Source organism: Nocardia sp. NPDC050175, assembly GCF_044459885.1.
GTDB lineage: Bacteria > Actinomycetota > Actinomycetes > Mycobacteriales > Mycobacteriaceae > Nocardia.
The window spans coordinates 114,319-126,777 of sequence record NZ_JBITJI010000005.1; the positions used below are offsets into that span (position 1 = coordinate 114,319).

Genomic DNA, 12,459 nt, shown 5'->3' on the forward strand with positions numbered 1-12,459 from the left:
GTATCGCGGCACCGCCGCTGATGTGGGCTGTGCGCAGGCAGGCCCGCGCTTCATGGCGTCAGGAGGACAACGATGGCCGAAGATCCGGATCCCGCCAAGCGGCAGCAGCTGACCGTGAGCGAGCGCGATCTCGATGCGCTCGCCGAGGACTTGGCGCGCTGGCTGGATTCGAGGGTCTCCGCCGATCATCCGCCGAAGGTCTCCAACCTGTCGCGCCCGCAGGCGGGCGGGATGTCGAGCACCTCCATCCTTTTCGACGCCGAGTGGAGCGTGGACGGGCGGCACGAGAGCGGGTCGTTCGTCGCCAGGATGGCGCCGGAGGCGGGGTCGTTCCCGGTGTTCGAGACCTATGATCTGGCCACCCAGTACAAGGTGATGGCCGGTGTCACCGAGACCACCGACATACCGGTGCCGGGACTATGCTGGCTGGAAGAGGACGAGAAGCCGCTCGGTACACCGTTTTTCGTGATGAAGCGGGTCGACGGACGGGTGCCGACGGACAATCCGCCGTACGTGTTCATCGGCTGGCTGTTCGACGCGAGCGCCGAGGAACGCGCGCTGCTCACCGCGAACACCGTCGAGGTGATCTCGAAGGTGCACGCCATCCCGGATCCGGCGATCCGCTTCCCGGCCCTGCGCGGGCCTGGCCAGTCGCTGCGTCGGCACGTAGAGGCCCAGAAGGCGTGGTATCGCTGGGCTCTGGCCGACGACGGTTTCGAGATCCCTTTGCTGGAGCGGACTTTCGCCTGGTTGGACGAGCACTGGCCCGCCGATCCGGGACCTGATGTCCTCAGCTGGGGCGACGCGCGACCAGGCAACATCATCTTCCGCGAATTCGAGCCCGCGGCGGTGCTGGACTGGGAGATGGCCGCGCTGGGTCCGCGCGAACTCGACGTCGCCTGGGTGATCTTCATCCACCGGTTCTTCCAGGACATCGCCACCCGGTTCGATCAGCCGGGCCTGCCCGACTTCCTGCGCCGCGCCGACGTCGTCGCGAAATACGAAGAGCTGACCGGTCATACGGTGCAAAACCTGGATTGGCACATCGTCTACGCCGCGCTGCGGCACGGCATCGTGATGGCCAGGGTGAAGCGCCGGATGATCCATTTCGGCGAAGACACCGACACCCCGGACCGAGACGACTATGTGATGCACCGAGCGAGCCTGGAACGGCTGCTCGATGGAACCTACGAGTGGGATTGAGATTCAGTCATGCCAGTTCCGTTGGACGAGTACCCGATTCACCAAACCGGCCTATCGCTGGCCCGGGTGGCCAGCAGCGACCGAAACTTCTATGACCGCAGCTATTTCAACGGTCACAACCGCGATGGCGGCACCTTCTTCATCACCGGGTTCGGCGTGTACCCGAACCTCGGGGTGACCGATGCCTACGCCCTCGTCCGGCGCGGTGATACGCAACGGTCCGTCCGCTTCTCCGACGCGCTCGGTGACCGCAGCCTGGAGCAAAAGGTCGGCGGCTATCGCATCGAGGTGGTCGAGCCGCTGCAGCGGCTCCGGGTGATCTGCGAGCACGACGACCTGTCGTTCGATCTCACCTGGGAGGGCGCCTTCCCGACCGTGCAGGAGCAGCCGCATCTGATCCTGTCCGGCAACCGGCCGATCATCGAGGCGAGCCGGTTCGCCCAGCTCGGCTCGTGGGCGGGCACACTGCACGTCGACGGGGACGACCTCACCGTGGACCCGGCGGTGTGGACCGGGACCAGGGATCGGTCGTGGGGCATCCGCCCGGTCGGCGAGAGCGAGCCGCCCGGGCGGACCGCCAGTGAGCCGTCCGGCGGCTTCTGGTGGATGTATGTGCCGCTGCGGTTCGACGATTTCGCGGTCGTGGTCATCGTGCAGGAGGAGCCGGACGGCAAGCGCACGCTGAACGACGCCGTGCGGATCTGGCCGGACGGGCGCACCGAGCAGCTCGGCTGGCCGCGCATCTCGATCGACTACCGTTCCGGCACAAGGCTTCCCGTCGGCGCGCGGCTGGAGCTGACCACGCCGGACGGCAAGCCGCTGGAGATCGAGGTGACCACGGGCACCAATGTGCCGCTGCATGTTGGTTGCGGGTACGGCGGTGATCCGGACTGGCAGCACGGTCAGTGGAAGGGGCGTGACTGGTCACTGTCCAGCCTGTACGACCTCACCGATCCGGCGATCGTCGCTCGCGCGCCCTATGGCGTCATCGACCACGTGGCCCGCGCCCGCTGCGGCGACGCGGAGGGCTGGGGGCTGTTCGAACACGCCAGCCTCGGCCGCCACGATCCCACCGGCTTCGCCGACTGGGGTTCGGTCGCGCCGTAGGTCAGAGTTCGGGCCTGGCCAGTTCGGGGCGCTTGCTGTAATCGGTCAGCCCGATCACGTTGCCCCACGGGTCGGACACCTCGACACTCCATCCGGTACCGACTTCGAAGGGCGCGGTAAGCATTTCGACACCGCGCTCTTCGAGTTCGGCCGCAGCGGCCTGCGCGTCCGGCACCTCCAGCCAGACCCGCATCGCGGGCGGCGCGCCCTGCCCGGCATCAGGCTCGACCATCGCCATGATCCCCGGCGTTTCCGCCGCGACGCCGAACAGTGCGATCCCGCGCTCCGGCACCGTGAACCGCAGTGAGAGCCCGAGCTGGTTCTCGTAGAACTCCACTGCTGCGGCCAAGTCCCCCACGGGAACCAGCACGTTATCGATCCCTCGGATATCCACTCCGTCATCAAACCACTCGATGGCCGTGGGCTCACCTGGTTCAGGACACCCCGCCGCGGCTACGCGGGCCGCCGCCCGGCCGGGGGTACGTCACGTTGTGCCGCAGCGATAACGACGCCGTGGACGGTGCGTTTGGGGACCACGAGGGTGCCGCCCCCGGCGGCGAGGATGGCGGCCGCCTCGGCGACACTCGCGGTGCCCACCGCGGCCACCGTCCGCGAGTCCGGGTTGGGCACGGACACTTCGGCCAGTTCGGCGGCGGTGAAGGTCCGAATCGGCACGCCGAGCACAGCGGCCGCGTCGAGCAGGCCGGGCTCGGCAGCACGTCGATCGATGGTCGCCAAACAGGTGATCTCGTTGAAAGCCAACACCTTACGCACCACCACTACGATGCGGTCGGCAGAAGTACCGGGACGCAGTCCCAGTCCAACGATCAATTCAGCCATGATCACCTTCGAGCTCAGTGGAGCGGAGAGTCCAGCAGTCGCACGCGGCAAACGACTTGTGGCTCAGGGATTTCCGGCCGGGGACAGCGGTCCTTTCAACGGCTGGCACGAGCACCCGCGTACTCGGCCGCGACTTCGACGAAACGGGTTGTGGCTTGGGGGTTTCCGGCGGGGTGGGTGTGCAGGTAAGAGGCGTGCACCTGGTGGACGAGCGCGCCCTCGAGCATGCGTGCACCGTCGCTGCCGTGCCAGCCCCAGGCCGGGCTGTCCGAGGCGGCGGCAGTCAGGCGGGTCCGGTGGAACTCGTGCCCACGGACGCGTTCACCGGCTCGCCACAGCGGAGAATCCGCCAGTGCCACCGCATCCCGGTAGCCGAGGGTGAGTCGTGGACCGAACTCCGCGTCGGCGGCGATCACCCCGGCCATCGGATGTCCGTCGAGTGAGCGCGTCAGGTAGAGCAATCCCGCGCATTCCGCGTGCACGGGCATCCCGCGCCGGGCCTGCGCTGCCACGGCGGTCAGCAAATCCGTGTTCGCGGCCAGCTCCGGTGCATGCTCCTCCGGGAATCCCCCGGGCAGCACCAAACCTGCCGTCCTGCTGGGCAATTCGTCCCGCAGGGGATCGAACACCACCACCTGTGCTCCAGCGGCCAGCAGCAGTTCGCGGTGCTCGGCATAGCCGAAAGTGAACGCGGGCCCGCCTGCCATCGCAATCAGCGGTCCGGGGCCTACGAACGGGTCCGCGATAGCAGCAGATCGGTCTCCGACCGGACGGTGCGTCAGACCGCCGACTCCCCCGGTCGATACATCGGCAACGCCGAATTCGTTGGTGCCGAGCGCAGTTACAGTGTTGTCCGTATCGTCATTCGCCCCGTCCGTGGCGTACTCCGCTCGCACGGCTTCCACCGGATCCCAGGCTGGACCGCTCGCGGTCGAGCGGGCCAGCGCCGCGATCGCGGATAGGTCGACGTGCGCCGCGACCAGATCCGTCATCGCGGACACGGCGGCGGTGGCGGCCGTACCGTGTTCTACGGCCGGAATCAGCCCGAGATGCCGCGAGGGCACCTCCAATTCGGTCATCCTCGGCAACGAGCCGAGAACCGGAAGTCCGACCCGGTCACAGGCCGCGCGCAACACCTGATCGTGCCGTTCGCTGCCGACCCGATTCAGGATCACCCCGCCGAGGCGGACACTGCTGTCGAAAGTAGCGAAACCATGCAGCAGCGCGGCCAAACTCTGACTGTGCCCACGCGCGTCGACCACTAAAACCACGGGCGCACCAAGCAGACTCGCGACCTGTGCGGTAGACCCTTCGGCCACCGGCCCAGCATGGTTCTCATCGATGCGGCCGTCGAACAGCCCCATCACGCCCTCTACGACCGCGAGATCACAGTCCCGCGCACCGTGCTGATACAGCGGCACAACACGTTCCGCGCCGACGAGCACCGGGTCGAGATTGCGCCCCGGCCGCCCCGCCGCCAACCCGTGATACCCGGGATCGATGTAATCCGGCCCCACCTTGAACGGCGCGACCCGATGCCCGACCCGCCGCAGCGCTCCGATCAACCCCGTTGCCACCGTGGTCTTCCCACTCCCGGACGCGGGAGCCGCGATCACCACCGCAGGCACACCCGCGCTCACCAGCCACGCCCCTCGGCGAGTGGCACCCGGTGGCGGAATCCGCACCGACTCTCGGGATCTGCACCGACTCTAGGGCTCCGTACCGGGTGCGGATCCCGAGAAAGAGTGCGGGAGTTCACCATTCGATGCCGCGCTGGCCCTTACGGCCCGCGTCCATGGGGTGCTTGAGCTTGGTCATCTCGGTGACGAGGTCGGCGGCGTCGATGAGCGCCTGGGGTGCGTCGCGGCCGGTGATCACCACGTGCTGGTTGCCGGGCCGGTTGGTGAGAGTTTCGACGACCTCATCGATGTCGACCCAACCCCATTTGAGCGGGTAGGTGAATTCGTCGAGGACGTAGAAGCGGTGCTGCTCGTCCTTCAGTCGGCGAGCGATCTCCTGCCATCCGGCGAGCGCGGCGGCCGCATGGTCTTCGTCGGTGCCCTGCTTGCGGGTCCACGACCAGCCTTCGCCCATCTTGTGCCACTCGACCGCGCCACCCGCACCGGTCTCGTCGTGCAGGGTGCCGAGGGTGCGGAAAGCCGCCTCCTCCCCCACCTTCCACTTGGCGCTCTTCACGAACTGAAATACCGCGACGTCGAAACCCTGGTTCCAGGCCCGCAGCGCCATCCCGAACGCCGCAGTCGACTTCCCCTTGCCCGGCCCCGTATGCACCGCGAGCACCGGCTGGTTCCGGCGCTGGCGCGTGGTGAGTCCGTCCTCGGGCACGGTCTCCGGAACACCCTTGGGCATCGAATCTCCTTGATAGTCCTGGTAAACCGCTACTGCACCGTCGTCGGCACGCCGCGGGTCAAGCGGCGCGGGTCGCGGCCCCGACGCCCGAGCGCACCACGTCGGCGACCGAATCTCCGGTCAGCTCGGCCAATTTCAGATATCCGCCGCGGAGTTCGCGAGCCAGCTCGGCGGCGAGACCGAGCCGGATCATCCCGCGCTCGCAGTCGACCACGATCGAGGTAACCCCGTCGTTCGCGAGTCGGGCGGCGGCCGCACGGGCCCGCGGCAGCGGGTCGACGCCGCCGGTGGCGCGACCGTCGGTGAGCAGCACCAGCATCGGGCGGCGGCGCGGGTCGCGGACCCGCTCCCGCAGCACGATCTCCCGCGCCTTCACCAGACCCGAGGCGAGTGGCGTCTTGCCGCCAGTGCGCATCCCGGACAGTCGGCGCACAGCGATATCGACCGAAGACGTCGGCGGCAGCACAAGTTCGGCTTCCTGCCCACGCACGGTGATGACGGCAACCTTGTCGCGCCGCTGGTAAGAATCACGCAACAAGGTGACAACCGCGCCGGTCACGGCGGACAGCCGATCCCTGGACGCCATCGACCCGGAGGCATCCACCACGAAGACCACCAGATTGCCCTCGCGCCCTTCGCGATACGCGCCACGCAGGTCCTCGGCGGCCAGCTTCAGCGGACCGTCGCCGCGGCCACGCGACCATTGATGCGGCGCGGCGGCGAAGACGGTGCCGAGCAGGTGTAGACCGGTGGAGGTGTCGGTGCTGGGACGAACGACACGACCGTGCCGCGACTCGGCCCTGGAACGACGGCCGGGAGCGCCTTCACCGATGCCGGGCACCTCCCAGCGCGGCGGTTTCGCGGCGGCGGAAGTCGGTGCGCCACTGCGACCTTCGCGAGCGCTCGGCCGCTGCCCGTCACCGGGGCCGTCGGGCGGCGAGTCCGGGTCGTCATCCGGATCGGTATCGCTGTCACCCGCCGATGGGGACGCGTCGGGCGGCGACTGATCGGCACCGTCCAACTCCCTGGGTGACCGATCACCCTCGCTCGACTCGAATTCTTCTGTCTCACTGGGCGACTGCGCTTCGCGATCCACTTCCTCAGCGGCATCCCGCATCGCGTCGTCGAGCTGGTCCTCGCTGATCCCCGGCTCGTCGAACGGGTCCCGCCGACGCCGATGCGGCAGCGCGAGTTCGGCGGCGATCCGCACGTCCTCCTCGGTCACCGCGTCCGCACCACGCCACGCGGCGTGCGCCGTCGCGGTCCGCGCGACCACCAGGTCCGCGCGCATGCCGTCGACGTCGAATGCGGCGCACAGCGCGGCAATTCGGCGCAGCTCCCCGTCGTCGAGCAGCACCTGCGCGACCCGATCCCGAGCGCCCAGGATGCGCTCGGCCACCGCCCGGTCGGCGGCGGCATAACTGTCGGCGAACCCCGCCGGATCGGCCTCGTAGTCGAGTCGCCTGCGCACCACCGACATTCGCACGTCCACGTTCCGCGAGGCGGCCACGTCGACGGTGAGCCCGAACCGGTCCAGCAGCTGCGGACGCAGTTCCCCCTCTTCCGGATTCATGGTGCCGACGAGCACGAAGCGCGCCGGATGCGAATGCGAGACGCCGTCGCGCTCGATGTGCACCCGGCCCATCGCCGCGGCGTCGAGCAGCACGTCGACCAGATGGTCGTGCAGCAGATTGACCTCGTCGACGTAGAGCACGCCGTGATGCGCGGCCGCCAGCAGCCCGGGCCGGAAGGCCTGCTCCCCGTCCCGCAGCACCCGCTCCAAATCCAGCGAGCCGACCACGCGATCCTCGGTGGCGCCGACGGGCAGCTCGACGAGCCGCGCGGGCCGTGCACCGGTCTCGTCCACCACTGGCGGCAGCAGTTGCGCCAGCGCGCGCACCACGGTCGACTTCGCGGTGCCCTTCTCGCCACGCACCAGCACACCGCCGATGCCGGGATGCACCGCACAGAGGATCAGCGCGAGTTGCAGCCGCTCCTGACCGACCACGGCGGAGAACGGAAAACCCACCTCCCCGTCGCTCGCCGGACGCGTGCGTGCTCCGGTCAGCGAATGCGGCGACGGCACAGTTTCGGCATGGGACAAAGACACGCCCCAACTCTATGCGCGCTCGCCGCGCCGACCGACGCTGCCCTGCGCATCGTGTCGCCTCCCGGACAGACAACCGCCCTCGTCGCAGATCTGCGACGAGGGCGGTGACCGAACAACGGCCCGACGATCACCCCTTGCGCATGGGCGTGTGCAGGATCCCGTCTTCGTCGAATTCTTCGCCGTCGGGCTGGAACCCGTGCTTGGCGTACATGTCGATGAGATAGCTCTGCGCGTTCAACCGCACGGTCGCCGAGCCGACCTCGGCGAGCGCGGCCTGCAGCAGGCGGGTGGTGTAGCCGTGGCCACGAGCAGGCGGGACGGTGCAGAGCCTGCCGATGCGGAACGACTTCACCCCGTCCTCGTGCTCCTCCAGCAACCGCAGCGTGGCGATCACCTCGCCCTCGTCATCGAGCCAGAAGTGCCGGGTCTCCGGCAACAGGTCGAGCCCGTCCAATTCCGGGTACGCGCACTTCTGCTCGACGACAAAGACTTCTACGCGAAGTTTCAACAGCTGATAGAGGGTGGCGGTGTCGAGATCCAACGCCCATGACCGTTTGAGAGCAACCGTTGACATCATCGCCTGTTGCTATCACACCTAGCGGTTTGCCGCGACCCCCGCGTGCTTGGGCGTGTTATCCGTGCCACCCGTGAGGTTCAGCGTCTTGGACGTCCAATCCCACACTTCGTGGAACAACGCCTGGTCCTCGGACAGCTTGACGCCCAGTGAGGGAATCATCTCCTCGAGCTTCGGCGTCCAGCCCGCGTACTCGGTGGGGAAGCAGCGCTGCATCACGTCGAGCATCGCGGTGACGCCCGTCGAGGCGCCCGGCGAGGCGCCGAGCAGACCCGCGATGGAGCCGTCGGCCGCGGCGACCACGGCGGTGCCGAATTCGAGCACGCCGCCCGCGCCCTTGCGCCGGATCACCTGCACGCGCTGGCCCGCGGTGATCAGCTCCCAGTCCCGGCCGTCGGCGCGCGGGATGAACTCCTTGAGCGTGTCCACCTTGCCCGCCTCGGACTTGAGCAGCTCGCTCACCAGGTACTTGGTCAGCCCCAGTTCGGTGACGCCGACGCCGAGCAGCGAGAACAGGTTGTTCGGCTTCACCGACTTGAACAGGTCGGTGAGCTTGCCCTCCTTGAGGAACTTCGGCGTCCAGCCCGCGTACGGGCCGAACAGCAGGCCGGGCACGCCCTTGATGACGCGAGTGTCCAAGTGCGGCACCGACATCGGCGGCGCGCCGACGGCGGCCTTGCCGTACACCTTGGCCTCGTGCTGCTGGATCAGGTCCGGGTTGGTGCAGCGGAAGAACTGACCGCTCACCGGGAAGCCGCCGAAGCCGTCGATCTCCTTGATGCCGGACTTCTGCAGCAGCGGCAGCGCGCCGCCGCCCGCGCCGACGAAGACGAATTTGCTGAGGAGCGTGCGGGTTTCGCGGGTGCGCAGGTTGCGCACCTTCACCAGCCAGGACCCGTCGGACTGCTTGGACAGGTCGCGCACCTCGTGACCGAAGGCCAGGTCCGCGCCGCTGGCGCCGAGGTAGGCGAGCAGTTCCTTGGTGAGCGAACCGAAGTCGATGTCGGTGCCGCCGTCGGTCCAGTTCAGCGCGACCGGATCGGAGAAGTCCCGGCCGCGCGCCATCAGCGGGAGCCGCCGCGCGAATTCGTCGGGGCTGTCGATGTACTCCATGCCCTCGAACAACGGATGCCGCGACAGCGCCTCGTAGCGCTTACGCAGGTAGTCGACGTTGTCCGCGCCGTGCACGAAGCTCACGTGCGGGATCGGGTTGATGAACCGGGACGGGTCACCGAGGACGTTGTTCTCGACGGCGTAGGACCAGAACTGGCGCGACACCTGGAACCGCTCGTTGATGTCGATGGCCTTGCTGATGTCCACCGACCCGTCGGCGTTCTGCGGGCTGTAGTTCAGTTCGCACAGCGCGGAGTGTCCGGTGCCCGCGTTGTTCCACGGGTCACTGCTCTCCGCCGACGCGGCGTCGAGCCGCTCGAACAGGGAGATCGACCAATCGGGCTGCAGCTGGCGCAGCAGCGCACCGAGGGTGGCACTCATGATGCCGGCGCCGATGAGTACAACATCGGTCTTTTCAGTCATGGCAGCGTTCGGCACGGCTAGATCGACTTCCTTGTCCTTCTACGCGGGCCCACCGGGCGGGTGGACCTGCCTGGGCACGGTGCTTGCGTGTTATTGCCTCGGTTCGGGTTCGTAAACCATGGCGGGAGTTAGGTTACCCGCCGTTCACCTAGCCCCAATTGTGCACCTCACCACGTCGATCCCCCGCGCCGAACCCGCCGAATGTGACCTAGATTGTGTATGTGACAAAGGAAACTTCACTTGCCGCTCCGAAAACCGACACCCAGGGCGATGGCCAGTGGAAAGCCGATGTCCTCGGCGAGAAGTACCAGCAGCGCACGCTGACTTTCGGGCCCGATCCCGATGGAGAAGGCGAGGCAGTGGCCACCTTGGTGCGCTATCTGCCGGGCGGCGAGGTCGAGGCCACCGCGGGGGCCGTGCTCTATGTGCACGGGTTCACCGACTACTTCTTTCAGGAACATCTCGCGGAGCATTTCGCGGCACTGGGGTACCACTTCTACGCACTCGATCTGCGTAAGTGCGGACGGTCACTGCGCGACGGGCAGACACCGCATTATGTGACCGATCTCGCACTGTATGACGACGAGTTGAACGAAGCATTGCGAATCGTTCGGGAAGAGACCGGCGCTCCGGTCGTTTTGAACGCGCATTCGACCGGCGGACTGATCCTGCCGCTGTGGCTGGATCGACTCAATCGAGCGGGTGGCACCGCGGCGGCCGGGATCGCCGGTCTGGTGTTGAACAGCCCCTGGTTCGATCTGCACGGGCCGTCCTACTACCGGACCGTCGGGACGCCGATCATCAAGGGAATCGGCCGTTTTCGGAAGCAGTTCCAGCTGCCCAGCGCGAAGGTCAGCACCTACGGCGACAGCCTGCATCAGAGCGTGGCAGGCGAATGGGATTACAACCTGGACTGGAAACCGTTGCACGGCTTCCCGATTCGGTTCGGCTGGCTGCGCGCGATCCGTAACGGCCACGCGCAGCTGCACGCCGGGCTCGACATCGGCGTTCCGTCGCTGATCCTGCGGTCCAGGATGACGAAGTTCGCCCGCCGCTACGGCCCCGCCGTCGACGTGGCCGATGCGGTGTTGGACGTCAAGCAGATTCAGCGCTGGTCGGGCTGCCTGGGCGACCGGACCAACATCGTGCCGATCGACGGGGCCAAGCACGACGTGTTCCTGTCCTCGGCCGAGCCGCTGGCACACGCCTTCGCCGAACTCGACAGCTGGCTGGACTGGCTCAAGACTGCACCTCGCTGACGCTCGGTTCCGTCTTGCGCCATGGGCGCTGTGTTATTGGTTCACTCGCTACGCTCGCTCACGGTTTACCGGGCCAAGTCCGGCTCACCAAGTGCTGGTGCGTAGCACGATCTCGGTCGCCAGCTCGTGGTCGGCCTCGGTCGCCACATTGGTGACGTCGATGTCGACCACCCTGAACTCGCCGTAGACGAAGCGGCCGGAGGCGTCGGCTACCGAGCGGGGCAGGTTCTTGGTCACCAGCACCGTGGTCGGCAACTCCACTGGACGGATCGTGGCGTCGGCCACGGTGCCGTCCGGACCCGGAGCCGCCGGATGGCCGTGATCGGCCACCACGAGGCTGATGAAGCGGCCGAAGCCGGCCGCGCACGCTCGCCACGCCAGTTCCGCGCCGGTGCCGCGCGCGGCCACGTTCGCCCACGGCACGCCGATCTGGTCCAGGATCGCGGTGACGCCCGCGGCGTCGAGGCCGTCGATGGACTCCAGCACCACCGTCCGCAGATCCGAATTGTGCAATCGAGCACATACCTGGTCGTAAACGTCCGCCGGGTCATTCGCGTCGGGCAGCAACAGCACGCTGTGCCGGGTTTCCGGGCCGTCTACCCGCACGGTCCATGCCCGATCGCCCACCGTGATCTGCCGAGATTTCATGCCGAATGACGCTACACGGGTCTCCTGAACGAAGTCCTGTCTTCTTGTCAGGCCAGTAGCCGCATACCCGCGCGTTCGCCGGCGTTGTGGTCGAAGGTGACGGTGAGGTCGCAGCCCGCCTCCTGGCCCAATTGCTGGATGAGCGCGTCGGCGAAATCCGCGCCGTCGGCGGCCTGACGCAACGCCTGACGCACGGTGTCGGCGCGCTCGACCACGATCTCGGTCGAATCGAGCAGGCCGAGCAGCACGTCGGTGACCGCCTCCGGGTCCTGCTTGTAGCCGCGGCGCAGCACCCAGTGGATCTCCGCGAGCACGATCATCGTCACGTAACCGGGACGGCTCTCGCTGAGTCCGTCGATCACCTGATTGGCGCGCGCGGACTGCTCCGGATCGTCCTGGGTGAGGTAGCGGATCAGCACATTGGCGTCCAGACCGATCATTTCTGCTTGCCTTCCACGACGTTTCCGGTGATCGCCTCGTTCATCTGGTCGAGGCCTATCGGCGAGCCGGACCAGCCGACTATGCCCTTGAGCGACTTGATGGTTCGGGTCTCCGGCACCAGTTCGTAAGTACCGTTGACAGTGGGCACGAAGGCGACCCGGACCCCGGCACGCAGACCCATCGCGACCCGAACGTCGATCGGTATGGTGATCTGTCCCTTGCTGGTCACGGTCGCGGACACCACGTTTCCCGCCCTGCCGCTGGTCTTCTTGTCTGCTGCCACTTCGCTCACCGACCCGTGCTTCTCCCACGCCCACCGACCCGCGCCTTACCCGGAGCCGAATTCCTTACTGAAAGGTAAGGGGCGGCGT

The 12,459-nt window shown here is 67.5% G+C and carries 13 protein-coding genes; 3 read left to right on the forward strand and 10 right to left on the reverse strand.

What is annotated here, in order from left to right:
- The first annotated feature begins 72 nt into the window (after positions 1-72).
- Together ACIBK2_RS18255 and ACIBK2_RS18260 are read left to right on the forward strand one after the other, a co-directional pair.
- Positions 73-1,203 (forward strand): phosphotransferase family protein, encoded by a 1,131-nt coding sequence (locus tag ACIBK2_RS18255; protein ID WP_396968694.1) that lies wholly within the window; start codon positions 73-75, stop codon positions 1,201-1,203.
- A gap of 9 nt (positions 1,204-1,212) precedes the next feature.
- On the forward strand, positions 1,213-2,310 hold the full coding sequence (locus tag ACIBK2_RS18260; protein ID WP_396968696.1) for a hypothetical protein: 1,098 nt from the start codon (positions 1,213-1,215) through the stop codon (positions 2,308-2,310).
- Between the two features lies 1 nt (position 2,311).
- On the opposite strand, the gene ACIBK2_RS18265 is transcribed toward ACIBK2_RS18260, so the two are convergent.
- From ACIBK2_RS18265 to mqo, 7 genes are all read right to left on the reverse strand, one after another.
- Positions 2,312-2,680, reverse strand: coding sequence for a VOC family protein (locus ACIBK2_RS18265; RefSeq protein WP_396968698.1), 369 nt, complete (start codon positions 2,678-2,680; stop codon positions 2,312-2,314).
- 83 nt (positions 2,681-2,763) lie between these two features.
- Complete coding sequence (locus tag ACIBK2_RS18270; RefSeq protein ID WP_396968700.1) at positions 2,764-3,150, reverse strand: cobalamin biosynthesis protein; 387 nt, start codon at positions 3,148-3,150, stop codon at positions 2,764-2,766.
- Positions 3,151-3,245: 95 nt separating this feature from the next.
- A complete protein-coding gene (locus tag ACIBK2_RS18275) occupies positions 3,246-4,793 on the reverse strand; it encodes a cobyrinate a,c-diamide synthase (RefSeq protein WP_396969216.1) in 1,548 nt (515 codons plus the stop codon).
- A gap of 112 nt (positions 4,794-4,905) precedes the next feature.
- The gene (gene cobO, locus ACIBK2_RS18280) at positions 4,906-5,520 is read right to left on the reverse strand and encodes a cob(I)yrinic acid a,c-diamide adenosyltransferase (protein ID WP_396968702.1); all 615 of its coding nucleotides are present in this window, start codon (positions 5,518-5,520) and stop codon (positions 4,906-4,908) included.
- Positions 5,521-5,578: 58 nt separating this feature from the next.
- Positions 5,579-7,606: a magnesium chelatase subunit D family protein gene (locus ACIBK2_RS18285; RefSeq protein WP_396969217.1), complete on the reverse strand. Its 2,028-nt coding sequence runs from the start codon at positions 7,604-7,606 to the stop codon at positions 5,579-5,581.
- A 151-nt stretch (positions 7,607-7,757) separates the two neighbouring features.
- Complete coding sequence (locus tag ACIBK2_RS18290) at positions 7,758-8,207, reverse strand: GNAT family N-acetyltransferase (RefSeq protein ID WP_396968704.1); 450 nt, start codon at positions 8,205-8,207, stop codon at positions 7,758-7,760.
- Between the two features lie 18 nt (positions 8,208-8,225).
- Positions 8,226-9,755 (reverse strand): malate dehydrogenase (quinone), encoded by a 1,530-nt coding sequence (gene mqo / locus ACIBK2_RS18295; protein WP_396968706.1) that lies wholly within the window; start codon positions 9,753-9,755, stop codon positions 8,226-8,228.
- A 206-nt stretch (positions 9,756-9,961) separates the two neighbouring features.
- On the opposite strand from mqo, the gene ACIBK2_RS18300 reads away from it, so the two are divergent.
- Positions 9,962-10,999: an alpha/beta hydrolase gene (locus ACIBK2_RS18300; RefSeq protein WP_396968708.1), complete on the forward strand. Its 1,038-nt coding sequence runs from the start codon at positions 9,962-9,964 to the stop codon at positions 10,997-10,999.
- A gap of 84 nt (positions 11,000-11,083) precedes the next feature.
- Here the strand turns inward: ACIBK2_RS18300 and ACIBK2_RS18305 are convergent, their stop codons facing one another.
- The 3 genes from ACIBK2_RS18305 to ACIBK2_RS18315 are packed head-to-tail and all read right to left on the reverse strand — an operon-like array spanning position 11,084 to position 12,380.
- Positions 11,084-11,647, reverse strand: coding sequence for an alpha/beta hydrolase (locus ACIBK2_RS18305; RefSeq protein WP_396968710.1), 564 nt, complete (start codon positions 11,645-11,647; stop codon positions 11,084-11,086).
- A 47-nt stretch (positions 11,648-11,694) separates the two neighbouring features.
- A complete protein-coding gene (locus ACIBK2_RS18310) occupies positions 11,695-12,087 on the reverse strand; it encodes a PIN domain-containing protein (protein WP_150405688.1) in 393 nt (130 codons plus the stop codon).
- Entirely contained in the window at positions 12,084-12,380 is a 297-nt protein-coding gene (locus ACIBK2_RS18315; RefSeq protein ID WP_396968712.1) for an AbrB/MazE/SpoVT family DNA-binding domain-containing protein, read from the reverse strand. Before ACIBK2_RS18315 ends, ACIBK2_RS18310 begins: the two co-directional genes overlap by 4 nt.
- Positions 12,381-12,459 lie beyond the last annotated feature (79 nt).

Coding starts and splice junctions, on each gene's coding strand:
- ACIBK2_RS18255 (WP_396968694.1), top strand. CDS start 73: ATGGCCGAAGATCCGGATCCCGCCAAGCGGCAGCAGCTGACCGTGAGC.
- ACIBK2_RS18260 (WP_396968696.1), top strand. CDS start 1,213: ATGCCAGTTCCGTTGGACGAGTACCCGATTCACCAAACCGGCCTATCG.
- ACIBK2_RS18270 (WP_396968700.1), bottom strand. CDS start 3,150: ATGGCTGAATTGATCGTTGGACTGGGACTGCGTCCCGGTACTTCTGCC.
- cobO (WP_396968702.1), bottom strand. CDS start 5,520: ATGCCCAAGGGTGTTCCGGAGACCGTGCCCGAGGACGGACTCACCACG.
- ACIBK2_RS18290 (WP_396968704.1), bottom strand. CDS start 8,207: ATGATGTCAACGGTTGCTCTCAAACGGTCATGGGCGTTGGATCTCGAC.
- ACIBK2_RS18305 (WP_396968710.1), bottom strand. CDS start 11,647: ATGAAATCTCGGCAGATCACGGTGGGCGATCGGGCATGGACCGTGCGG.
- ACIBK2_RS18310 (WP_150405688.1), bottom strand. CDS start 12,087: ATGATCGGTCTGGACGCCAATGTGCTGATCCGCTACCTCACCCAGGAC.